Annotated in this window: 18 protein-coding genes; 8 read left to right on the top strand and 10 right to left on the bottom strand. The window is 60.1% G+C overall.

Features of this window, described 5'->3' with window-relative positions; all coding sequences use genetic code 11:
* The first annotated feature begins 33 nt into the window (after nucleotides 1-33).
* Both ACSQ36_RS34750 and ACSQ36_RS34745 read left to right on the top strand, forming a co-directional pair.
* A complete protein-coding gene (locus tag ACSQ36_RS34750; RefSeq protein WP_255631852.1) occupies nucleotides 34-537 on the top strand; it encodes a DUF3455 domain-containing protein in 504 nt (167 codons plus the stop codon).
* 55 nt (nucleotides 538-592) lie between these two features.
* Nucleotides 593-1,240 carry a YceI family protein gene (locus tag ACSQ36_RS34745; RefSeq protein ID WP_213769094.1) on the top strand — a complete coding sequence of 216 codons (648 nt, stop codon included), beginning with the start codon at nucleotides 593-595 and terminating at the stop codon, nucleotides 1,238-1,240.
* 858 nt (nucleotides 1,241-2,098) lie between these two features.
* Here the strand turns inward: ACSQ36_RS34745 and tnpC are convergent.
* The 3 genes from tnpC to ACSQ36_RS34730 all read right to left on the bottom strand — a co-directional run bounded on the left by tnpC (nucleotide 2,099) and on the right by ACSQ36_RS34730 (nucleotide 5,600).
* Nucleotides 2,099-3,511, bottom strand: a complete 1,413-nt coding sequence (gene tnpC / locus ACSQ36_RS34740) for an IS66 family transposase (protein WP_436183543.1) — start codon at nucleotides 3,509-3,511, stop codon at nucleotides 2,099-2,101.
* A gap of 278 nt (nucleotides 3,512-3,789) precedes the next feature.
* Nucleotides 3,790-4,932: an alanine racemase gene (locus ACSQ36_RS34735; RefSeq protein ID WP_436185571.1), complete on the bottom strand. Its 1,143-nt coding sequence runs from the start codon at nucleotides 4,930-4,932 to the stop codon at nucleotides 3,790-3,792.
* The gene (locus ACSQ36_RS34730) at nucleotides 4,929-5,600 is read right to left on the bottom strand and encodes an HAD-IA family hydrolase (RefSeq protein WP_436185570.1); all 672 of its coding nucleotides are present in this window, start codon (nucleotides 5,598-5,600) and stop codon (nucleotides 4,929-4,931) included. Before ACSQ36_RS34730 ends, ACSQ36_RS34735 begins: the two co-directional genes overlap by 4 nt.
* A gap of 77 nt (nucleotides 5,601-5,677) precedes the next feature.
* Between ACSQ36_RS34730 and ACSQ36_RS34725 the strand changes: the two genes are divergently transcribed.
* Complete coding sequence (locus ACSQ36_RS34725) at nucleotides 5,678-6,634, top strand: LysR family transcriptional regulator (RefSeq protein ID WP_436185569.1); 957 nt, start codon at nucleotides 5,678-5,680, stop codon at nucleotides 6,632-6,634.
* Between the two features lie 90 nt (nucleotides 6,635-6,724).
* Complete coding sequence (locus ACSQ36_RS34720; protein WP_436185568.1) at nucleotides 6,725-7,903, top strand: pyridoxal phosphate-dependent aminotransferase; 1,179 nt, start codon at nucleotides 6,725-6,727, stop codon at nucleotides 7,901-7,903.
* Nucleotides 7,904-7,968: 65 nt separating this feature from the next.
* On the opposite strand, the gene ACSQ36_RS34715 is transcribed toward ACSQ36_RS34720, so the two are convergent.
* Nucleotides 7,969-8,460: an Lrp/AsnC family transcriptional regulator gene (locus ACSQ36_RS34715; protein WP_436185567.1), complete on the bottom strand. Its 492-nt coding sequence runs from the start codon at nucleotides 8,458-8,460 to the stop codon at nucleotides 7,969-7,971.
* 154 nt (nucleotides 8,461-8,614) lie between these two features.
* On the opposite strand from ACSQ36_RS34715, the gene ACSQ36_RS34710 reads away from it, so the two are divergent.
* Nucleotides 8,615-9,823 carry a M20 aminoacylase family protein gene (locus ACSQ36_RS34710; protein WP_436185566.1) on the top strand — a complete coding sequence of 403 codons (1,209 nt, stop codon included), beginning with the start codon at nucleotides 8,615-8,617 and terminating at the stop codon, nucleotides 9,821-9,823.
* Nucleotides 9,823-11,031, top strand: a complete 1,209-nt coding sequence (locus ACSQ36_RS34705; protein ID WP_436185565.1) for a diaminopropionate ammonia-lyase — start codon at nucleotides 9,823-9,825, stop codon at nucleotides 11,029-11,031. The genes ACSQ36_RS34710 and ACSQ36_RS34705 overlap by 1 nt, the downstream gene beginning before the upstream one ends.
* Here the strand turns inward: ACSQ36_RS34705 and ACSQ36_RS34700 are convergent.
* Nucleotides 11,028-12,248, bottom strand: coding sequence for an NAD(P)/FAD-dependent oxidoreductase (locus tag ACSQ36_RS34700; RefSeq protein ID WP_436185564.1), 1,221 nt, complete (start codon nucleotides 12,246-12,248; stop codon nucleotides 11,028-11,030). The two genes, ACSQ36_RS34705 and ACSQ36_RS34700, sit on opposite strands and share 4 nt — an antisense overlap.
* A 304-nt stretch (nucleotides 12,249-12,552) precedes the next feature.
* Between ACSQ36_RS34700 and ACSQ36_RS34695 the strand changes: the two genes are divergently transcribed.
* On the top strand, nucleotides 12,553-13,062 hold the full coding sequence (locus ACSQ36_RS34695) for an RrF2 family transcriptional regulator (protein ID WP_436185563.1): 510 nt from the start codon (nucleotides 12,553-12,555) through the stop codon (nucleotides 13,060-13,062).
* 45 nt (nucleotides 13,063-13,107) lie between these two features.
* Here ACSQ36_RS34695 and ACSQ36_RS34690 read toward each other — a convergent pair whose 3' ends face one another.
* Nucleotides 13,108-14,049, bottom strand: a complete 942-nt coding sequence (locus ACSQ36_RS34690; protein WP_436185562.1) for a LysR family transcriptional regulator — start codon at nucleotides 14,047-14,049, stop codon at nucleotides 13,108-13,110.
* A gap of 108 nt (nucleotides 14,050-14,157) precedes the next feature.
* Here ACSQ36_RS34690 and ACSQ36_RS34685 point away from each other — a divergent pair, with 108 nt between their 5' ends.
* Nucleotides 14,158-15,669, top strand: coding sequence for a CoA-acylating methylmalonate-semialdehyde dehydrogenase (locus ACSQ36_RS34685; protein WP_436185561.1), 1,512 nt, complete (start codon nucleotides 14,158-14,160; stop codon nucleotides 15,667-15,669).
* Nucleotides 15,670-15,805: 136 nt separating this feature from the next.
* Here the strand turns inward: ACSQ36_RS34685 and tssM are convergent, their stop codons facing one another.
* From tssM to tssJ, 4 genes are all read right to left on the bottom strand, one after another.
* Entirely contained in the window at nucleotides 15,806-20,011 is a 4,206-nt protein-coding gene (gene tssM, locus ACSQ36_RS34680) for a type VI secretion system membrane subunit TssM (protein ID WP_436185560.1), read from the bottom strand.
* A gap of 37 nt (nucleotides 20,012-20,048) precedes the next feature.
* Complete coding sequence (tssL, locus tag ACSQ36_RS34675; protein ID WP_436186449.1) at nucleotides 20,049-21,350, bottom strand: type VI secretion system protein TssL, long form; 1,302 nt, start codon at nucleotides 21,348-21,350, stop codon at nucleotides 20,049-20,051.
* 366 nt (nucleotides 21,351-21,716) lie between these two features.
* Nucleotides 21,717-23,063, bottom strand: a complete 1,347-nt coding sequence (tssK, locus tag ACSQ36_RS34670) for a type VI secretion system baseplate subunit TssK (protein ID WP_436185559.1) — start codon at nucleotides 23,061-23,063, stop codon at nucleotides 21,717-21,719.
* Nucleotides 23,064-23,076: 13 nt separating this feature from the next.
* A complete protein-coding gene (gene tssJ / locus ACSQ36_RS34665) occupies nucleotides 23,077-23,592 on the bottom strand; it encodes a type VI secretion system lipoprotein TssJ (protein ID WP_436185558.1) in 516 nt (171 codons plus the stop codon).
* Nucleotides 23,593-23,626 lie beyond the last annotated feature (34 nt).

Raw genomic sequence — 23,626 nt, 5'->3', positions numbered from 1 at the left:
ATGTGTCAGCCATTTCCTTGAAGCAGGAGTTTCATGTTCATTCATCTTGACCGCGTGAGCCGGGTGGCGGCTGTGATGGCCGTCTGCGTTGCAAGCACTGCCGCGTCCGCTGCGTCCTCTATTGATCCTCCTCAGGCGGAACGCGTCGTGACGACGACCGCTTCCGGCGTGCAGGTGTATTCGTGCGAATACGATGCGCAGCATCATCTGGGTTGGGTGTTCAAGAACCCGCAGGCAACGCTCTACGATACCAGCGGCCAGGCATTGATCCGGCACTCCGCGGGGCCGTCGTGGGAGGCAGACGATGGTAGCCGGATCGTGGGTCACGTGATCGCGCAAACGCCGAGCGAAACCGCCGCGAGCGTGCCGCAGTTATTGCTCGAAACGCGTAGCACCGCGGCGAGCGGCATGCTGTCTGCTATTCGTTATGTTCAGCGTGTGAATACCGTGGGCGGCGTGATGCCGGCCTCGCCGTGTTCGACCGAACATGAGATTGGTAGCTCGCCTTACATCGCCAACTACATTTTCTACAAGTAGTGTAGGCGGCTGCGATGACTTGCGTCACAGGTGTCGACCTCTTCAAAGGACAATCATGTACGACTTCAGATTGCTGTCCCGCATTCACACGCTTCGCGCGGGTTTGCTCATTGCGTTAGTGTTGTCGATGTCGGCCTGTACGGCGCTGAGCGTGGTGACGCATTCAGTGTCGCCTGATGAAGCGAGCGTTCCTGCGGGGCGTTATCAGCTTGACGCGCATCACTGGAACGTCAGTTTTGATGTCGATCACTTCAAGTATTCGCGCTTCGTCATGCGGTTTGACAAGACTACCGCGCAGTTGAACTGGGATGCGGCTGGCATGGATCACAGTACGGTGACGGTGGATATTGATGCAACGAGTCTCGACACCAACGTGCCTATTCTTGACAAGATGGTCAAGGGTCCGGATATGCTGGACGTCGAGCATTCTCCGACCATTCATTTCGTGAGTACGGCGTTCAAGCGCACGGCGGACAACAAGGGTGAACTCACCGGCGACCTGACCATTCGGGGCACGACTCGGCCGGTTACGCTTGCAGTCACGTTTAACGGGCATGCAAAGGATCCGCTGACCAAGCAACAGACGCTGGGCTTTTCCGCCGATGGACATTTCAGTCGCGCGCAGTTCGGTTTGTCGACGTGGTATCCGGCTGTGGGGGATGACGTGCATGTGGCGATTCAGGCTGAATTTGACGCCAGTTGATTTTCGCTCGCGCCGGTGGACGGGGTTTGGGGTTTTGGCGAGGTGGTCGGGGGCAGTGTTAGGGTGGTCGGTTCTGGGGTTAGTGGTCGGGGTCTATGCCGGGTTGGTGCTTTCGGCCGTGGTGGTCTGCATGAGTCGGATTTTCTCTTTATCACTATTAGCCACTGTGCGTGGCGGCACGTCATTTCTTTGTCCAAAGCGACAAAGAAACGAAGCAAAGAAAGCGCTTTAACCGCTCTACCCTAAGTGTCCACAGCGTGCAGTTTTGATTCATAGGTGCCCCAAAAGCACGGTGCTCGCCAGAGCCACGGATGTTTGAACCCCTCCTTCTCGCGAATCCTGACACGAACACGCTTCGCCCCGTACGCTCTCGGGCAAGCACAATTGCTAAGGAACCCGCACGGCCTCACGGGTATTTACGGCTGCGGTTCTTCGCGGGTTAGCTACCTGGTCTGTGCGACCGTATTCATAGGCCACAGCTTCATGCGTGTTTGTGGTTACTGCTTCAGTTTTTTGTGAATTGGCTGCGCGTTCTGTACCGCTATTTTCGTCGGTTACGGCCACCCGCATCTTCGCGACCTCGTTTCCATCAGGGTTGGCGACGTGGTTCGAGGTGAGTACACATTTGGAGGGAGGTCGTCCGCGGATAGCGCGGGGTGCTCCTTGGGCAGGTTCAATCACTGGTGGCGAAGCGTGTGGGTATCGGTGTTCGGAGAAGGAGGGGTTCACACATCCGTGGCTCTGGCGAGCACCGTGCTTTTGGGGCACCTATGAATCAAAACTGCACGCTGTGGACACTTAGGGTAGCGTGGTTGAAAGCGCTTTCTTTGCTTCGTTTCTTTGTCGCTTTGGACGTAACTAGTCAGCCGCTAAAGGCGAAGGGACGTGGCCAGCGAAGCTAAGAGCGAGCGCGGCCATGAGTGGGCGGCGTTGTTTGCGCAGGGTAGCCAGATACGATCGGATGGTGCAAAACGCCTGAAGTCCGCTCGCTGTGCGGAAGCATCCCGAGACTTTTTGTTTGAGCTTGGGCATGCGGATATCGCGTTCGGCCTGGTTATTGTCGAACGGCACGCGATGGTCGGCCACGAAACGCCACACTTGCGCGGTATGACGCTCCAGGCGCCCCAGCAGATTGTAGGCTTCGCTTTGTTTGATTCTGCCGCGCACATCTTCACGCGTGGGGTCGCGCGCTTGTTGCGGGTTGAGCTTGCGGCCTTCTCTGATCAGGGCGCGGCTGCGTCGCCGATAGTAGTTGGTGCGCGTGCGGCTCAAGCCCGTGCGGCCGCAGGCAATGCTGTCATCGACCTCGCGCTTGGCCTGGCGCAGCAGCTTGAGCATGTGTTCGGCCCAGGGCTGCTGGGTGGATTCCCACACCCCGATCAACTCGCGCAGATGATGCGCGTTGCATAACGCATGCTCGCACTCGTAGTAGGAGTAAGGCACCCAGCCATCGTGCACTGCGATCCCGGTAAATGAGGGCAGGATACCGAAACTGTCCAGTGCTTCGCGCCCACGCGTGCGGTGCGAGCCATACCACGTCAGCGCCTGGGTCGAGGCCGTGTGCAGCCAGTGCAGGGTACGTCCCACGCGCATGCCGGTTTCATCGAAATGCACGACCGGCGCGCTTTGCAGCGCTTGCCCAATGAGTTCAACGGCCGGACTCAACATCCGTGCCGCTTGCGTGATGCAGTTTTGCACCGTGCCCGAACTCATGCTCAGGCCAAACAGGTCGCGCAACGCCTGCGAGGTACGCTCCAGGGGCAACTGCTGATATTGCGTCAGATAGACCGCCGCCGCCTGGATCTGGCTGCCGTACTGCACCGCCTGGCTTACGCCTTTGGGAAACTCGGCCCGATGTAATTGGCCGCAGCCGCATTGCGCCCGCTCCACGCGATGGGCTGTCACCTCAAACCGGATCACCGGCAAATCGATGACCTGGCGCTCTTCGGCCAGCACTGAAATGCGATCGGGCATGATTTCTTTCCCGCAGTTATCACATACCCGACTCACGCGATGAATCTCAACGTGATCTGGCTGCGCCACGCGTTTGAGTGTCTTGCCCTCATGACCTGGCTGAGCGCCTGGCATGGCGCCGCTCGCCGTGCGCTGCGACTTGGGTTTGGGTTTGCGCTTCAAGCCATCCGAGGACGGTGGCTTGCTTGAGTTGTGGCTGTCCTTCTCCAGCTTCGCTTCAATCTCATTCAGACGCCTCACCAACTCAATGATGAGCGCGTCTTTCTGCTCGTCCGTTAGATTTTTAAGGTTGGGCACTAATGTCATCTCCGAATCATGCCGAGCTTCGCAGCAGTTTACAAGTGCTGACTAGTTACCTTTGGACAAAGAAATGACGTGCCGCCACGCACAGTGGCTAATAGTGATAAAGAGAATATCCGACTCTCGCAGACCACCACGGCCGAAAGCACCAACCCGGCATCAACTCCGACCGCTAACCCTGGAACCTGCCACGCCAACCCTGACCACTAACACCGCACCCCCACAGCACTGACCAACCTCCTAACCCCCCAACCCCGCTCCCAGCGGGCCCCGCCCTACCAACCATAAAATCTCCCCCACACGACCACCTCACCCTCCTCCGAGCGCGCGTAATAAACGGGAAACTGCGCCCCGGTAGCGCATGCATGATTCGGCAAAATCAACAGCCGCGTACCAACCGGCAGATGTACGGAAACATCCCCGCCACGATGATCCACGTTCGCAAGAATGCCATGCTCCTGGTTCGCGCCCGTGAGCATATATCCATCAAGCGGTGCGCCATCGAGCATGCAAGCCTGCCCGTAACCGTAGTCGTGCGTTTGCTTCGCCGTGCCGCGATCACGGCTCATCGCCATCCAGCCGGCATCGACGATAGCCCAGCCCTTGTCAACCTGATGACCAATGACCGTCGTCAACACGCTGAGCGCCAGATCATCCGTCGCACAGACACCAACGTTGCGCATGACGAGATCGAAGAATACATACACGCCCGCCCGCACCTCCGTGACGCCTTCAAGATGCCGCGCCGCAAGCGCGGTTGGCGTGGAACCAACACTCACCACATCACACGGCAAACCCGCGTCGCGCAAGCGCCCGGCAGCACGCACGCAACCCGCACGTTCTTGTTCCGCAAGCGCCGCCAGCGCGTCGGGTGTGTTGAGATCGTAGCTCGACCCTGCATGGGTCATCACGCCACCAAGACGCGCCCCATGAGGCTCACCATTGCCATGCAGCATCCGCCCGATATCGAGCAAGCGAGGTTCATCAGGCTGGACGCCGGAACGATGACCGTCGGTATCTATTTCGATCCACACCTCAAAGGTTTGGCCATGAGCGCGGCCGAACTCGGCTACAGCTCGCGCAGCCTCCAGGTTATCGACGATCAGTTTGAGATCGCATCCCGCGCGCCGTAACGCCAGCGCGCGACGTAGCTTCGATGCAACGATACCCACCGCGTACAGGATGTCACCGAAGCCTGCCGCGAAAAATTGCTCGGCTTCCTTGAGCGTCGACACCGTGATGCCACGGGCGCCCGCATCGCGCTGAGCCTGCGCGACTTCCACGCACTTCGTCGTCTTCACATGCGGGCGGAACGCAACACCGAGCGTGTCCATCCGGCTTTGCATACGGGCGATGTTGCGCTCCATGCGCGGCCGGTCGATCAACGCGGCAGGGGTTTCGATCTGATCCAGAGTCATGACGTGGACGCTCCCTTCGATAAGTTGAATCCGCGTAGCCAAGGTAGCAGCGCGTCAAGCGTAGGTGCTTCGATCTCGGGCGCCTGCGCGCCTGGCACGCGCTCCAGACCCACGCGGTTATGCCAGTACGTGCGCAAGCCGGTCACGGCCGTGCCGAACATGTCGTAGCTCGAACCGGCGACGAATGCCGCATCTTTCGCATCGACCTTTAGCCGGTCTAGCGCCATCTGATACGGCCGCGGGTCGGGTTTGTAGAAGCCCGCGCTTTCGGCGGTCACGATCACGTCCCAGTCGATATCGAACAGACCCGCAGCCTGCTCGCCGAGACGCTTTGAGCAGTTGGTCACGATCGCCAGCGGGCAATGCGGCGCGAGCTTGCGCAGTACTTCTTTCGCGCCGCTCCAGGGCGCGAGTTGCAGCCATTGCGCTTCCAGCACGCGGGCGGCCGATTCACGCAAGCCGACCTGCAACGCGGCCTGGCGTACGAGTTCTTCATAGGGAACGTAGGCGCCGCAGCCGTAGGTCAGCGCCAAGTATTCCGCGCGCCACGCGCGGCCCGCGGTTTCACTGCCGGCTGCACGATTCCACAGGCTCCATGAATCGAGCAGGGCGGTCAGCAGGTCGAACAGCACCGCTTTCGGATAAGTTGGGGTAGATTGATTTGGCATGATGGAAGCAACTTTACTAATGAAACCCTAAGCTGTGTTTAAAATCAGCCACATCTATCCTTAAGCAAAATTGAACGATGGAACTCGCTGACCTCAGGCTCGTCACCATGCTCGCGCGCTCGGAATCCCTGAGCGCGGCGGCGCGCGTCCTGAACGTGACGCCATCGGCGCTCTCCATGCGGCTCAAGAAGCTGGAGAAAGCGCTGGGCGTGACGCTCGCTACCCGCGATGCACGGCATATGTCGCTGACTGCGGACGGCGCAAGACTGGCACGCGAAGCGCAAGGGTTGCTGAGCGCCATCGAGGCGCTTCCTGACACCTTCCGCGATCAGACCGCGCAACTCGCCGGGCATATTCGGATTGCCGCGCCGTTCGGTTTTGGACGCGTGCATATTGCGCCGCTGCTGGCGCGGTTCGCCCGCGCGAACCCGGGGATTCGCCTGCAACTCGACCTGCTCGAAACGCCGTGGCCCCAAAGCCATGCCGCCGATATCGTGATCCAGATCGGCACTGTCCGCGACTCCTCCTGGAGCGCGCGGCCATTGCTCGCGAACGAGCGTTGGTTGTGCGCGAGCCCGGGTTATATCGCGGCACGTGGTTATCCACGCGAGCCGCGCGAGATTCTCGAACACGACTGCATCTGTATTCGCGAGAACGATGAGGACGTGACGCTTTGGCGGGTGCGTCGGCGCAAGTCGGACGCGGGCAGGAAACTGTCGTCGCCAACCACGCTGCGCGTCACGCCGGCGTTCACCACGAACGATGGCAGCGTGGCGCGCCGTTGGGCGGAAGAGGGCCTTGGGCTCGTGCTGCGCTCGCAATGGGATGTGGCGGACGCCGTCGCGGCGGGCAAGCTGGTGAGGCTCCTGAGCGAATGGGATTTCGGCAGCGCGCCGGTCATCGCACTGGTGCCTACGCGCAAGGGGCGTTCGCTGCGCATCCAGGCGTTGTTGAGTTATCTTGCGGCGAACCTGGGCGCGGAGACTGCCGGTGAGAGAACGAAAGCCCGAAGGGGCGCTGACGCAGGCGCTTGACGTTTGCGTTCCGGCGGACTTTATAATTGATTCGATCGAATTGAAATCATCGCGTGCCGGATCATTCGGCACGCTTCAGGGAGTGAGCGCATGAAGTATTCGAACCTCGTCGAGCGCCTGCAAGGCAAGCGCACGGCTGCATGGGAAATCCACCACGCCGCGCAGCAGGCTTTGCAGAACGGCGAGGACGTCATCATCCTGAGCGTTGGTGATCCAGACTTTGCTACGCCCGAAGTGATCGTCGATCGCGCGGTGGCAGCGCTCCGGGCTGGCGACACGCATTACGCGGAAGTGATCGGACGCGAGCCGCTGCGTGCGGCCATTGCGCGGGATCACGCGCGTCAGACCGGGACGAGCGTGGATGCGAGCAATGTGATCGTGGTCGCGGGCGCGCAGAACGGGCTCTTCGCTACGTCCTTGTGCCTGTGCGAAGCAGGCGATGAGATCATCGTACCCGAGCCGATGTACCTGACCTACGAGGCCAGCGTCCGGGCATCGGGCGCCACGCTGGTACCCGTGGCCGTTGATCCTGCGAGAGCATTTCATCTGGACTGCACGGCGCTCGAGGCAGCGATCACCCCTCGCACGAAAGCAATTTTCTTCGCCACGCCCTGCAATCCGACGGGCGTGGTGATGCCGCGTGAAGATCTTGAACGTATCGCCGAACTGGCTCGCAAGCATGATCTCTGGATCGTCTCCGACGAGGTCTATGCAGACCTGACCTTTGAGCGCGAGCACGTGAGTATTGCATCGCTTGCGGGGATGGCCGAGCGCACCGTGACGCTTGGCAGTTTGTCCAAGTCGCACGCCATGCCGGGTTGGCGCGTGGGCTGGGTGATCGGACCGAAGACGCTCATCGAACATCTCGGACGGCTTGCGCTCTGCATGCTCTACGGCCTGCCGGGTTTTATCCAGGAAGCGGCGTTGACCGCGCTCGAGAACCGTGCGCAGATCGTGGCGGACATGCGCGAGATTTACCGGCGGCGGCGCGACGTCGTGTTCAATCGTCTTCGCGATGTGCCCGGCCTGCATTGTTTGTTGCCCGAGGCTGGGATGTTCATGATGGTCGATGTGACCGGCACGGGCCTGAATGCTTATGAATTCAGTTGGCAGTTATTCCGCGCGCAAGGCGTTTCGCTACTCGATGCCAGCGCGTTCGGCGAGACGGCGAACGGTTACGTGAGGCTGGGTTTTGTCGTCGATGAAACCCGGCTCGCGCAGGCTTGCGATCGTATAGCGGCGTTCGTCGGGGGATTGAGGCGGGCTTGACGCGAACGGCAAAGGGTTGAACTACGCTCAAGCCTTGACGACCGGCGGAGTCGGCGAAGCAACGCTCAAGCCGATCCGCTATCAGCCTCTTCCGGGTCGTCGATCTGAATCTTCGTCTCGAACTTGGAGCAGTTCATCGCGAAGTTGCTCTTGAAGTTGCGCACGTTGTTGTTCGACGAAAACAACCGCCGCGTGAACGCGTGATACCGCTCCATGGACGCCGAGTTCACGATCAGCAGAAAGTCGAACTCACCCGACACTTCGTAGCAGGCCATCACATCGCCTTCCGCCATCATGCGGCGCTCGAACGCGCGCAATAGCGAGTCGTTCTGCTTGTCCAGTTCCACCGATACAAACACGGTCAGCGGCCTGCCGACCCGCATGCGATCAACAATAGCGACCTCCTTCAGCAACACGCCGTCCGAGCGCAACTGCGCGATCCGGCGCTGACAGGTTGCGACCGACGCATTGGCCTCGGTGGCAAGCACGCGTAGCGGCGTAGCCGCGTTCTCTTGCAGCAGGTTGAGGATTCGAACGTCCAGCCGGTCGAGCGCCATGGGGTGTCCTGGGATGAACGCAGCGTTTGTCGAGTTTAACGGCCAGAAATAGAATCGAATTATCGGTCATCGGCATCTAAATGAGATTTTTTCTCAGCAGACGGTTCCTATACTGGAGCACAGCAGGAATCGAGCGGACACGGAGAGAAACACCATGAAAACAAGCAGCGCGACCTTGGACTTCGATCGTCAATTGACGCAGTGGCGACACCGCTTTCATCGCGCGCCCGAGACGGGTTTCGAGGAACACGAGACGAGCGCCTTCGCGGCGGAGGTGCTTGAGGGCTTCGGGCTTGAGGTAACACGGGGGATCGGCGGAACGGGATTTGTCGCGAGCCTGTCTTGCGGCGACGGTCGTGGTGTGATTGGTCTACGCGCGGAGATGGATGCGCTCAACATTCATGAGCAAGCACCGGAGCGCAGCCATGCGTCCGTTCGCGCCGGCAAGTCCCACGCTTGCGGACACGATGGTCACATGAGCATGGTGCTCGGCACGGCGAAGCTTTTATGCGAGCGACGCGATTTCAACGGGACCGTGCGTTTCATCTTTCAGCCCGCCGAAGAACATGGCAAGGGCGCGAAGGCGATGATCGCCGACAAACTGTTCGAGCGCTTTCCTGTAGATGAAATCTATGGTGTTCACAACATTCCAGGCTTGCGGGCGGGAGCCATCGCAACGCGGGCCGGCGGCATCATGGCGAGTGAGGATAATTTCGTTATCCGTATTAATGGACTCGGCGGCCATGCTGCGCGGCCGCATATGACCATCGATCCAATTGTGATTGCCGCAGAGATTGTGCTGGCTTTGCAGACGGTTGTATCGAGGAGTGTCGATCCCGGTGTGCCTGCGGTGATCTCCTGCACGGAGTTGTTCACCGATGGCATTCGCAACGCGATTCCGGGACACGTGATCATCAAGGGCGATACACGCAGCTACACGCCTGACGTGCAGCGCTTGCTCGAGAGCCGGATGCGCAGCATCAGCGAGGGTATTTGCGCGGCGCACGGCGCCGAATGTTCGTTCGAATACGCGCATGAGTTTGTTCCCACGGTGAATACGCCGGAATGCGTTCCGACAGCGATCACGGCCGCAACGGCGATCGTGGGCGCGGCGAATGTAGACGGCAACGTTGCCCCGATGATGATCTCGGAAGACTTCGGCGCGTTCCTTCAGGTGGTGCCTGGAAATTTTGCGTTCATCGGCAATGGCGCCGAGGGCGAGCCGGGTGCAACGCCGCTTCACAACGCCCGCTACGATTTCAACGACGCTGTCTTGCCCATTGGCGCGCGTTATCTGGCTGAGATCGTGCGCACGAAACTGCCGGTTGTCCCTGACCAGAACCCGATCCAGAGGAAAGTTTGATGCTGCAACATAACACCAGCGCGCGCCGTGGGCGTTACGACGAATCGCTTCGCGACATCCTGAACATTCAAGCCGCCGATGAAAGCCGCGCGTGGTTATCGACATGGGATGGATTGAACGCCGGTCCGACACCGTTGTGGGCTCTGCCGAATCTTGCTGCCCGACTGCGTGTTGGATCGATCAGGGTGAAGGACGAAGGCCATCGTTCTCCGCTTGGCAGCTTCAAGGCGCTGGGTGCACCCATTGCGCTGATCCGTTTGATTCGACGCCTTTGGCCTGAGAAGGACTTCGTTCCGGCGAAGTTAACCGCTGGGCATTACAAGGCGTTGATGCAGGACTTCACGGTCATCAGCGCGACCGATGGCAATCACGGCCGTGCATTGGCCGCGGCTGCGCGCAGTATTGGTTGCCGGTGCGTGATCGTGCTGCATCGCCACGTGAACGATGAACGGCGTATCGCCATAGAACAGTTGGGTGCGCAGATCGTGCAGATCGACGGCAACTATGACGAGTCGGTGAAGGAGGCCGCGCGCCTGGCAGAAGAGCACGGCTGGCACGTCGTTTCTGATACCTCATACGACGGATATGAAACTATCCCGCGCGATGTGATGCAGGGATACGGGACGATCGCCGCCGAGGCAATCGAGCAAGGTGGCGAAGATCCTTATACGCACGTGTTCATTCAGGGTGGCGTGGGCGGACTTGCGGCTGGCCTCGTCAGTTATTTCGCCGAACGCTTCGGCGAGCGGCGGCCGCTTTGCGTGATTGTCGAGCCGGGCCAGGCGGATTGTCTGTTTCAAAGCGCGGTCAGAGGACGGGCAGCGCTCGCTACCGGCTCTGTCGACTCGATCATGGCTGGCCTTGCTTGCGGAGAGGCATCGCCGCTTGCGTGGCGTTTCCTGGCCGTTCTCGCCGATGTCTTCATGACCATTTCCGACGATGCCGCCGTCGATGCCATGCGGATTTTCGCCCAGGGTGCTGAGCGCGATGTGCCTGTCGTGGCGGGGGAGTCGGGCGCGGCGGGTCTTGCGGGGCTTATCCAGGCGAGCAGCAGCGCGGAAGATCGCGCTGCGCTCGGGCTCGATGAACGGTCGAGCGTGCTGCTGCTGAACACAGAGGGCGCTACTGCGCCGGCGTTATATGAGCAGTTGACGGGATTGCGCGCCGATGAAGTGCTGAAGGCGCAGCGACGCCGGCTGCGAGCCTAAGCGACTACCGAGACCGCGGGATCGGCCGCGGCGAATGCTGCTTCGCGGTCGGCAGCAGGCGGATAGATCCACTCCGTGCAAATCTGCCGCTTGAGCGCTTTCGCTTCCGCACCGACGAGCTTGATCTGACGATCCCAGCCTTCGGTATAAACCGCCCCCCACGATCCGAGATCGAGGCACGTCACATATACCGGCTGCCGGTAAGGCAAAAGCTCCGCGCCGACCAGATCAGCCGCCACGTTGTGGCCCGCGAACCGGCCCATGTTCATCGCGTGCTGGCATGACATGAGCGCGTGATTTCCCACGTCGTCGGTGGCGGCGAAGGCGACATCGCCGGCGGCGAAGATGTCTTCTGTACCCAACACACGCAGGTCCGCATCCACATGCAAGCGACCGAGCCGATCGCGCTCGGCGTCAAGCTTTTTCGTGAGCGCGTTGGCCCGCATGCCCGCTGTCCAGATCACCGTCTTTGTATCGATGCGTTCGCCGGTCGATGTGACGATCCCATCGGTATCGATGGCGCTCACTGCTGTGCCTAGACGCAGCGTTATGCCGAGTTCGGTCAACGCCTGCTCAATCACAGGCCGGGGACCGAGGCCGAGATCCGGGCCGATTGCATCGGCTTGTTCTATCACGATCACATTCACGGACGCGGTGCTCCCCAGCACGGACCGCAAGCGCTCCGGAAGTTCAGTCGCTATCTCGATGCCCGTAAATCCGCCGCCCACCACGACCACCGTATTGCGTGCCGGCGTATCAGGTTGATCGGCGAGCTTGCCGAGATGCGCTTCGAGAAGCGCGGCGTCCCCGATCTGGTCGATGCTGAACGCGGCCGTAGCGAGGCCGGGAACCGGAGGACGAAAGAGCGAACTTCCGCTGGCCAGCACAAGCTTGTCATACCGGACCGTGAATGTGTTTCCGTCCGCGCCGACAGCCTCGACTTCGTGGGCCGCCGCACGAATGTCGCTCACGCTGCCCTGGATAAAGCGAATCCCGGTTGCCTCGAAGAGCGGCAGCAAAGGCGCTTTCATGCCTAGTGGATTGGATTCGTGAAGACGCGGCCGGACGTGCAGAATTGGCTCGGGCGCAATCAAGGCCACTTCGATTCGCTCTCCCGACTTGTTTGCGATGTCCAGTAGGCGAGCCGCACCCAGCGCGCTCCACATGCCGGCGAAACCGGCCCCGACTACCAATATTCTCTTGCCGCTATCAGTCATTTTTCAGTTCCATTCATTGATCAGGTCATTTCACTTCGATGCCATGCGTTGTGATTTTCAGGCTCGAGATCTGAGGCCTGTTATTCGCATAACTACGACTATAGATGTCGTAGTTATGTTTGGCAAGCGCATACTTCGTCGATATTTTTTCAGATGATCGTGGTGCGACGGATTGGATATCCACGAAATTGCGCTTTTAACAGCGCATAGAATATAAATGTGACGAAGTTTCGAGATTGACGTTGCTCGTCACCGACTGATTGCATAGAATGTCGAAACTAGGATTTATCGAGTCGGAGATAAGATGAGCCACATCAGTTCGGGCGTCGAATATGCGCTGCACTGTCTTTTGTATTTGACCGACGCGCCCGCCGGCGTGGGCGAGGCGAGCGTACGTGACCTGGCCGAGCTGCAAGGGTTGTCGGTTGATTACGTCGCCAAGCTTTTCACCAAACTTCATAAGGCGGGATTGACCGTCGCTACGGAGGGTGCGCGTGGAGGATTTACGCTCGCGCGACCTGCTGAACGGATCACCGTGCTTGACGTTGTGCAGGCTGTCGACGGCCCAAAGCCGCTTTTCGATTGCCGCGAAATTCGCGCACGCTGTGCAATCTTCGGAGATACCGCGCCCAAATGGGCGACAAGCGGCACGTGCTCTATTCACGCTGTGATGCTGGACGCCGAGAAGCGCATGAACGAGGTGCTTGAAGCACAGACGCTGGCGAGTCTGGCGGTGCGCACGGTTGCAAAAGCGCCGCGCACTTACCACACCGATATCGTCAACTGGATCGACAATCGGGCGACCAGCCGTTAGCTCGCTGCGCAATGAGTGAGCGCGACGACTTTTCGGGCGTGGACGCTAATCGGAGAAACCGTTTTCGAAGGTCTTGCGCAGATAGGAGACAAACGCGGTCACTGCACGCGGCACGTGCGACGCGTACGGCCGGACCACATAAAGCTGTTCAGCGAACCCCCCCTTGGGCTGCCACTCCGGCAGCACCTTGATTAACTGCCCGGCGCGCAGCGCGGCTTGCGCGCTGAAATCCGGTAGCAGCGCAATGCCGAGATCATCGAGTGCGGCGTCGCGCAGGGTCTCGCTATTGTTCGCGGAAAACGGCCCGTTGATAGGCACGGTCACGCGCTCGGCCGCGGTCTTGCGTCCCGTCGCGCGTTCGAATGTCCAGGCAGGCGCCTCTTGCGCGCGCGGATAGAACAGGCAGTCATGCGCGGCCAGATCTTGCGGCGAGGCGGGTGTGCCGCGCCGGCGCAGGTACGCACGTGTCGCCACGATCACCGAGCGGGTTGCGCACAGTGTCCAGGCAACATGCGTTTCCGGCGCGGCGGCGCTATGGCGGATCGCGAGATCGAAACCCTCGCTGGCAAGCGAACTGATGCGGTCCGACACTTCGAGCTGCACGCGTACTTCCGGATTCGCCCGAAGAAAGGTCGATAGATGCGGCACGAGTTGCTGCCGCGCGAACGCCACCGGAGCGGTGATGCGCAACTCGCCGCGAGCGATACCCGCCGAATCGCGCACGCCCGCGAAACTTTGCGCAATCCCCTCATATTGATCGCGGGTTTGATCGACCAGACGTTGCCCCGCCTCCGTCAGCCGAACGCTGCGCGTTGTGCGCTGCACCAGTGAAACGCCCGCTGCGCGCTCCAGCTCGGCAATCCGCTGGCTCATTGCCGCCTTGCTCACGCCCAGCCGCGTGGCGGCGCGCGTATAGCTGCCTTGCTGCGCGAGAATGGTCAGCCAATAGAGATGAGTCCAGAGCGCCTCGACGCGTTGCGTTTCCATATCTTCATTGTTCACCATAGAAAACAATCATTTCAATCATAGCGCCTTTGCAGACGCGTCTGACGTTCTTACACTCTGAAGACTCCCATCTTATTCAGGTGTCACATCATGCAGAGCTTCAACGATCGCGCGGACGTCGGCCACTTCATCCAGGGCCGCCGTGTTCCCGGCACGGGCACGCGTACCCAGCCGATTTTCAATCCCGCGACCGGTAAGGAAGCACGCACGCTGCGTCTGGGCGATGTTGCCGATGTGGACGCCGCCGTCGCCGGCGCGAAGAAAGCGTTTGTGGCCTGGAGCGAGACGCCGCCCATCCGGCGCGCGCGCGTCATGCTGCGTTTTCTGGAACTGATGAACAAGCATCGCGACGAGCTCGCCGCGATCATCACCGCCGAGCACGGCAAGGTGTTCAGCGACGCGCAGGGCGAAGTGTCGCGGGGTATCGATGTCATCGAATTCGCTTGCGGCATTCCGCAGCTTTTGAAGGGTGACTATACCGAGCAGGTATCGACGGGTATCGACAACTGGACGACGCGTCAGGCGCTTGGCGTGGTGGCAGGCATTACGCCGTTCAACTTCCCGTGCATGGTGCCGTGCTGGATGTTCCCGGTCGCTATCGCTGCGGGGAATTCATTTGTGCTGAAGCCGAGTGAGCGCGATCCGTCGGCTGCGTTGTTCATGGCGGGGTTGTTGCAGGAAGCTGGGCTGCCCGATGGCGTGTTCAGCGTGGTGCAAGGCGACAAGGTCGTGGTCGATGCGCTGCTCGTGCATCCCGATGTGAAGGCCATTAGCTTTGTGGGTTCAACGCCGATTGCGAATTACATTTATCAGACCGGCGCGCAGCATGGCAAGCGCGTGCAGGCGCTTGGCGGCGCGAAGAATCATATGGTCGTGATGCCGGATGCGGATATCGATCAGGCGATCGATGCACTGGTTGGTGCGGGTTATGGCTCGGCGGGCGAGCGTTGCATGGCGATTTCGGTGGCTGTGCTGGTGGGTGATGTGGCCGACAAACTGATTCCGCGGCTGGCGGAGCGGGCGCGTACGCTGATCGTCAAGAATGGCATGGAGGCCGATGCCGAAATGGGCCCGATCGTCACGCGTCAGGCATTGGAACGCATTGAAGGTTACATCGCGCTGGGCGTGGAAGAGGGTGCTTCGCTGGTCGTCGATGGACGTGGTTTGAAGGTGCCGGGGCATGAAGAAGGTTTCTTCACGGGCGGTACGTTGTTCGATCACGTGACGCCTGAGATGCGGATCTATAAAGAAGAGATTTTCGGGCCGGTGCTGGCGTGTGTGCGGGTGAAGGACTTTACCGAAGCGGTTGATTTGATCAACGCGCATGAGTTTGGTAACGGTGTGGCCTGCTACACACGCGACGGGCACATTGCGCGTGAGTTCGGCCGGCGGATTGAAGTGGGGATGGTCGGGATCAATGTGCCCATTCCTGTGCCGATGGCATGGCACGGGTTCGGCGGCTGGAAGCGTAGCCTGTTCGGCGATATGCACGCGTATGGCGAAGAAGGCGTGCGGTTTTATACGCGGCAAAAGTCGATCATGCAGCGGTGGCCGGAAAGTACGGAGAAGGGGGCGGAGTTTGCGATGCCTACGGCGAAGTGAGGGGGTCGCGCCTCCTGGCAATTTGAGGCGTTAGCTGCGCACAAGAATCAATCTTCAGGCTGAGGTCTACACGATGCAAGTCGATGCTTGCTCGGTAGACCTCTTGCGCGTATGCGGTTCAAATGAATCGCGCCGTCTAACCAGCACGCGTCCAATCATCGTGGGACGGTGTTTCCTTTACTTTCGGCCGAGCCGGCTGCGGCGCGCTCTGCAGCGGGGCATCCTCGATAAGTGCAGGCTCAGCATCGACGTGCGGAGCTTGCCGAGCCGGCTCCGCTTGCGCTCGCATTCCCGGCAGCGCGGATGGCAACCCGACTGGGGGTCCACTGTCGGGCAAATTGAAGGTCGGCATCGAACTCGGACATTGAAACGAGCTCAACACGTTGCTGGTGATCGGATTCGCCACGCTGCCCGCGCCTGCTATATCAAGCACGGCTTTTCGTCCATCAAAGTCGAACTCGGCGCGCGTGCGTCCTGGCGTTGCCGTCTCGATCAGCCGGCCTTTCTTCAATAAGCGCATGAAAGCCCACGGACCATCGGTCGAAAGCGTCGACGTCTCCGGTCGGATGCGGGGATTCGCCGTGATTTCCGCATGAGCGCCGCCTCGTGGCCCCGGCCAGGTCACCGCGAACGGCCGATCGGGACCGTGTTGATATTGCTCGCTCTGGCCGTCGATATCGAGCACGAGACCTGTGATGGTCGGGTCGAGTTCGGGGATCTTGATCTCAGCCTTCCAAGCCAGCTTCTTCTGTCCTGAATCAGTAAAGAAGACGTCGCGGATAGCCTTCGCCCGTTCGAAGGGTCCCAGATTCGGCCCCTGAACGGGTTCAGTTGCACCCGGCAAAATCTTATAGCGCCAGGGTCTCGCTGCTGTGTCGACAAACGGCGCAAGCGTCTTGGTGAAAAAGTCGTCAATCACGCCACCCTGCGCAAACACTCGCGTGAAATCATCGATGCTCACGTCCTGCTTACTGTCTGGCGCAAACGGATAATTTCCTTCGACCGCCACTCGGCAAGCATCGCCGATCGTGACGACCATCTGGCGGGACAGCAACTGACCAATTCCCTGATTGACCTCTTGCGAGCCCTGGATCGCCAGATTACGCAACACCTCGCGAAACGGCGCGGGAAGCGTGTCGGCCGTTAGCTTGAGCTTCACTGCGGCATCGTTTGCGGGTGGCATGCTGTTGTTGGTCAGCGCGTTGTCTGCCACGGTCAAGACGGTGTAGTAATCGTTCAGTTGGCTCGTCAGGCCATCGAGTTGTGGCGAGCCGGTTGGAGCTGCGGATTTTGTCGTTGTTTGAGTTTCCCCCGTTCCGGTCACCACTTCACGTAACGCGGCGAAGTGACTGTCTACCAGTTCTCGCTCCAGGCGTTCCTCTGCGCGAATACCGAGCGCCTGATCGGATTTTGAGCCGAGTTGCCCAGCCGTTTTCTGCAGGAAAGATTTGTCGTCACTGATAGCCACGCGGGTGAGCGTGGTTTCACTAACCGCGGCCTGCGCAAGCCTTGAGAGCGGTGAGTCAGGAGCCGCGAACCGGCGCAATATCTGCAGGTTGAACGCGAGGCTCGTGCCGCTGACCGTACGGATATCGCCCAGGAACGTGTCCCAGCGTTGCGCATATTCCATCAGGTATTGGCGACGGATTTCTTCGGTCAGCGGATCGGTAGCTACACCAGCGGCGCTCGCAATCTCAGCCGTTTTTTTTTGAGCATCGCCCAGGAGACTGTGACCCATTACCCATGCATCGTCGTCGCGAGCAAGTTGGACGAACTCGGGAAGACGCTTGTCGAAGAGGTTGCGATAGCCGTCGTACGTGAATAAGCCCGGGACGCCGCGCGCAAGCGGTTCGCCACTCGCGCGTGTGAACACGGTGCCGGCCTGTGGACCCACCGCACGCAGGAGGGTGAAGTCCTCTGGCGCTTCCTTTTGCATCGCAATCTTCGCGCGTTCATAGAGCCGCAGGGTCGCGTTGTTTGCATCGAGAAATGAGCGAGCCTGCAGGATCAGCGCGTCGTTTCTCACGAACGGAGATTGCACGATCCGGTCGCCTGAGAACAGGGCGTTGACGTGCTCGATCATCGAGGCGCGGCCACCGAATACGGCTGCGCTGTCCGTGTTAGCCCAGTCGGATAACACCCACCCCTTGACATCGTCAGCGTTGTATTTGGCCTTGTCTTGCAGCATCAGATAGGCGCGCAAAGCCGCGTATGCGGTTTCCGAATCCTTTCTGGCGATGGCGTCGGAGAGTACCGCTTCCATACGGCGCACGATCTGCGGCAACAGCAGGTTGTCTTCGAGTGCGTCGTAGGTGTGGCGGCTTTCGGTGGCTATGCCGGGAGCAACGTACAGGCCAAAGCGGTACGCGATGTCCGGTGACGACAAATCCAGTCCGGGGTAGGTTGCCAGATAACGGGCGTCGGCGAGCGTGTCCGGCACGGCTTCCGGTTTTGGAGCCTTGTAGAGCTGCGTGACTTTCGCCAGCAGCGCCTGGGTCTTGCGTTCGATTGCGTCGAGATAGGCTCGGTTGTTCCCGAGGCTGATCCACACGCTGCTGGCAAGCCATGCGAACAGCAACAGCGCCAGTGCGTGGCCGACCAGTCGCAGCAGCCGGAAGCGAAACTCCCAGCGTAAGTTAGGACGGACAAGATGCGCTTCGGGGAAAATGACCTTGGTCAGCAGATCCTGAAGGAAATAGCTCAGGTGACGGGGCGGCGCTGAAATCTGATTATCAGACCCGCCCTTGAGCCCGCTCATCAAGCGCTGCACGATCGTCTGACGCTCTGCCACGAGCGTGGCGCCTACCTGCGCGGCGCTAACGAAATACACCCCCCTGAGTGTCTCGTCGCGTTGCGTTGCGTCATATCGTGAGCCGATGAACACGCTTTCGATCAAGGACGCTAACGGCCCGATGAGCGCCGAGAATTCCTGGTCTAACGCAGAAAGCTTTCTACGGTTTCCCGCTTCGTACTCGTCCTGAAGGCGCGTGTTCACCCCTTCAGCCAAACGCTTTGAAAGAAGCGCGAGCTCCGAGCGACAGCGCGCACGCAGATCTTCCCTTGCCACGCTCTCACGCCTAGGCGGTAACGTGAATCCCCAGGTCTGCGACCGGCCTTCGGCGGTGAGGGAGCCGAAGTACTCGTCGAATCCGCTCAAGCGATCCATCTTGGTGATCACCAGATAGACCGGGAACCGAATCCCTAGCTCCGTGCGCAGTTCAGCCAGACGGTTGCGCAGCACCGCTGCTTCACCGAGGCGAGCGTGCGCATCATCGCTTGTAAGTGAGGCGAGATCGACCGTCAAAATGGCGCCGTTGATGGGCGCACGCGGACGGTGTTTGCGCAGCAGTGCGAGAAAACCCAGCCATTCAGCCGCGTCGACGCTTGTTTTGCCCTCTCCAGCGTCGCTCTGCGGCTTTGGCTCATCCGACGTAGTTGTCGGTTCTTGGGGCGATGCTGTCTCGCCAGACTTTGGCTGTTGTGCTTTCGGTTCAGCCTTGATCGTGCTTCGTTGCTTGCTGTTCGCAGCAATCGCTGGTTTCCCCGAGGGCAGGTTCTCAACCTCGTTGGCGGTACTCGACAGGGCATGCCGGGTGTAACGCCCGGCTGTGTCGATCAGCACGGCTTCATTGGTCAGCCACCAGTCCACATTCGCGGTGCCAACGCCCGCAGTCAGTTCCTCCACGGCCTGTTGCATTTGCTCGGCCACGGGAAACGCTAGTCCGGCGTTGAGCATCGCCGTGGTTTTGCCAGCACCTTTTGAGCCGAGCGTGACATACCACGGCAGTTCGTACAGATAGCGCTTGCCCTGGAACAAGCGGCTCAGACCGCGTGCGCCGGTACGCATCGCTTTCAGGCGCGCCAGCGCGGCGTTCACTATGCCAGTGACCTCCTGGAGTTGCACTGCCGCCGGCGAAGCCTCCTGCTTGGTACCGAACTCCAGTATCTGCGTTACTAACGACTCGTTATTGCGGAGCTTGTCTTTGAGCCGAAACAGTCCGTAGACCGCGAAGACGGTCAGGACCGCCACAATGGTGATTGCGCGTGCGGACGCCGTCTCGAAAGGCTGTGTGTGTCCAAAGGAGAGCATTGGCGCGGCGAACCAGATCAGCAGACATAGTAAAGCCACCAGGATGATGCTGATTGACCAGCCGGCGAGCCACAAAAGCAAGCCGGCCAGCAGCATGGCGATCGCCAGAATTCGCATGCCGACGCTGGCAAGCGGCGTCAGCCCACCGAAGGCGACAAGCGGCCCGACGAACCAGATGATCAGACCAACGACGACCAGCACCATCAAGGCCACGAACTGTCGCAGAACTAGAAACGATTGAAACTTCTTCATTCTCAAATCCAAAAATGCCGCGTTTTCGCCGAGACGCTCACTCTGCGACGTTGATCTCGACGCGCCGGTTCAGCGCACGCCCTTGAAAGGTCTTGTCATCCGCGACGGGGGCGGTGTCGCCTTTGCCCACTGCCTCCAGCCGGCTCGACGGCACGCCCGCTGCCTGCAGCATCTGCATGACCTGGGTGGCGCGCTCTTCTGAAAGCGCTTGGTTGGACGGGAACGCACGGCTGCGAATCGGTGTGCTGTCGGTATGACCGGTCACGGTCACCTTGCCGGGAACCTTGACGATTTCAGCAGCAATCTTTTCGAGAAGTGGTTGCATCGATGGATTGATCGCAGCGTTGCCGGCGACAAACATATCGTCCCCACGGAACGTCACGTCGCTGTGGTGTTCGTCCTCGTCGACACTGACCTTGCCCGCGGCTATCTGATCCTTGAGCAGTTCCTTCAAGTGCACCATGGGTGGTGCAGGCGGAGGCCTCATCCGCCCGATGTCCGCGATCTGAGTCTCTATGCCGGCGCTGCGCGTCATCAATTCATATTGCGCATATCCATAAAACGCAAGCAGGATCAACGACAGCACGGCAACCGTGATCCACACCGGGAAATCGTAAAAGGGGCGGCTGCGCCCGCTTGTGTCGCCCTCCCAGTGCGGCGAGAGCGCAACGGGAACCGGGCCGCGCTGCGACATGATTTCCGTGTAGAGGCGCTGGCGCACTGCGTCGTGCAGGCGGCGGCCGCCGGTCACGTGGCGGTACCGACCTTCGAATCCGAGGCTCAGGATGCGGTAGATCACCTCGATCAGGTTGAGGTGTTCCTTCGGCTCGGTCATCAGCCGGCCGATCAGGTAATACACCTTGTCGCCGCCTAAGCGGTCCTCGTGGAAGGTGGTCGTGAGCCCATCCTTGTTCCACTGGCCGAGACTGCCTGCTCCGTCACTTGCCCAAGCGGTCTGCACGGCTGCCTCGTCAAGCGCGGTACACAAACAATAGCGCGCACCCAGTACGTGATCGCGCCGAATGTTCGCTTGTTCGCACAGACTCTCGAAGATACGGACTTCCTGCTCAAGCGCCATGCGCAGCGCGTCGACAGCACTTTTCGAATCCAGCCTCTGTGGCATGTCGGCAAGTGCCCGCAGCAACACGCGCGATGCCTCCAGCAGAGGATTTTGAGCCGCACGTATGGCAACGAGGCGATGCGCAGGATTTTCCGGTGCTGGCAGGTCCAAGGGCGGATCGTCGGCTTCAGGCGCAGCGGCACCAGGCGCATTATTCCCGCTGGCTTTCGTGGTCTCAATCGATCGAGCGTCTTTCGGTTCCCGAGGCTCTGTACTCATCCAATCCGGCGAGATCGCCATACCTACTCTCCAATGTTCGTGGATGTACTGTCTATTGGCACGCAGCCGCACTCCGTGCGGTGCCCGCTCAGCGCTACGCGCTGGCTACCGACGGTGAGGGTCGGACGCGTTTCCCAGCGACAAATGACTGTGCCGCGTCCACCATTTCGCGAGTGTTGTTCCAACCGACACGGCAGGCATCGGAAGGACCACGGCCAAGCGAGGAAGTCTCAACACCGCCGGAGGATCACTATCCATGTTGGAGATGCGTGGGTAAGTGACTGCTCCCATGGAGATCGCCAATATCAGGCTCGCCATAAAAAAGAAACTGTCCCGTCAGGGTCGTCACACCGCGAATGGCATCCGTCACCCCCGCACACCCCAAAGCTCCAGCTTCAACGACGGGAAGTCACCTGCCACATGCAGCGCTATGCCACCGTGCTTTGCGACCTCGTCCCATAAGGGTCCACTGCGCGTGAACTCGTAATAGACGTACCCTGCGTTGAACGGAATCTGCCGTGGTGGCACCGACAACGCTTGCAGCGTGATGCCAGGAAGATGCGAGCGAATGAGGTCGGGCAATCGTTCCGACGGACCGGCCTTAGCCTGTGCCGCGAACTGCTGCTGCAGGACATCAGGCGGCATCTGGGCATGGACCGCCAGCACGAGGGCGGTGAAGCGTTGCATTTCACTTGGATCGACCACGGCGTTGCGCATACCGTGCGAGTGTTCATCAAGCGGAATACTCTGCGCACTCCGCACGAGCACGGCGTTGAGCAGTCGATGCGTATCGTCGATCAGCGGCTTCAGACAAACATGCGGTGCGTTGTGCTGATAAGGCGGGTGCGAATCGAGCGGCCGTCGCGTTTCCGTGCGAACGTACGTCGATAACTCTCCAGCCATGCTCAGCAGCAGCGCATACAGGTCGGCCGGTGACGTAGTCGGAACTCGCCGCAAGTGCTGGAGCAACGGCTCGTATCGATTGAGCGTCTGGAGCAGCAAATAGTCGGATACCTCGGCGGCCATACCTGCTTGCCCGTCACCGCCAGTCAGCCGATGTGCCAGCGCATTGGCTCGCAAGCGCGTCAGCTCATGAATCTTCCCGAGCCAGCTCGTCAGCAATTCACTCGCACCGTAACCGCTTACGGGAGGGATCAGTGCTTCATCCAGTTCGATACTGCCATCCGCGCGAATGGTCTTCACGCGTGTAAGCGCGAGGCCGATCCATGCATCGGTGAGCTCTTTTTCCGGGACGAGCCGCAAACGCAGATTCGACAGTTGCACGGTCTTCGGCCCCTGAGCAACCGAATTGGTGTCGCGCAAGTCGGTATCGAAGGCGGCGTAACGGGCCAGTGAATCGGATTTTTCGTCGAAGGTGGTTTCCTCACCATTCGGCACGCGAATCGGGACGGCCAGATAAATCAGTTGTTCGAGATGTTCGTGGCGAATCGTGAGCGGCGCTGGCGGCGGCATGCTGCCTGGCGTATCGAACGGCGTGCCGTCGGCGAACACCCCCGCGGCGGACTTGACGATCACCTTGCCGAGCGCAAGCGCTTCGCTGTCTATGCTGAAGTGGCTGAAGCCAAAAAAGAACGGCGACAACGGCGCCGCGCGTTTGTGCGCAAAACTCTCCAGGTAGCGTTCCTGCTGCTGAAATAACTGCGGGCGCAGAAATAGCCCTTCGCTCCAGACAACCTTGTTATGCCAGCTCATTGATTGATTTCCACTACTTGATCTCGGTCACCTTGATCGCTTTTGCGCCAAGGTCGATGTTCAAATGAAGCTTGTTGCCCCGCCGATACCACGCTGCATCGCGGGCCTCAGGCAGTTCATAGGTTGAGCGCCATACCGTATTGGGCAGGTCGCGATAAGCCGCAAGCACGCCAATCACTCGCGTGGTGGCGTCAGGCTTGCGTCGGATGGTCTTGAGGTCACCGGGACGCAGCAAAAATTCGTCGCGTACGTTGAGGTCGTCCGCCAGGAGTGGCTTGTCCTTCTCCTGCAGCGAGAGAAAATCTTCTGACTTGAACGTGCCGTCGTTCTTGAGTTCATAAATGCGCACGACGATTGGCGCAGAGCGGCCCTTGTCGTCGGGATTGACATCTCTTCCCGCCCTGACGGACAACTCGAGGCGCAACGGCTCCTTCGGCGTCTTGGGGTCGGGATCGCTGCTCGCGCACGCACCCAGCATGACGACGAGTGCCCATGCAATCGATGCAATAACGACTTTGGAAAGACGCATAAGACCTTGAAACTTGAATTGAAAATGGGCGCAG

It is taken from the genome of Caballeronia sp. LjRoot34, from assembly GCF_964253815.1.
GTDB lineage: Bacteria > Pseudomonadota > Gammaproteobacteria > Burkholderiales > Burkholderiaceae > Caballeronia.
Note: the sequence above shows the minus strand (reverse complement) of the source record. Positions and strands in the feature narration are given on the sequence as shown.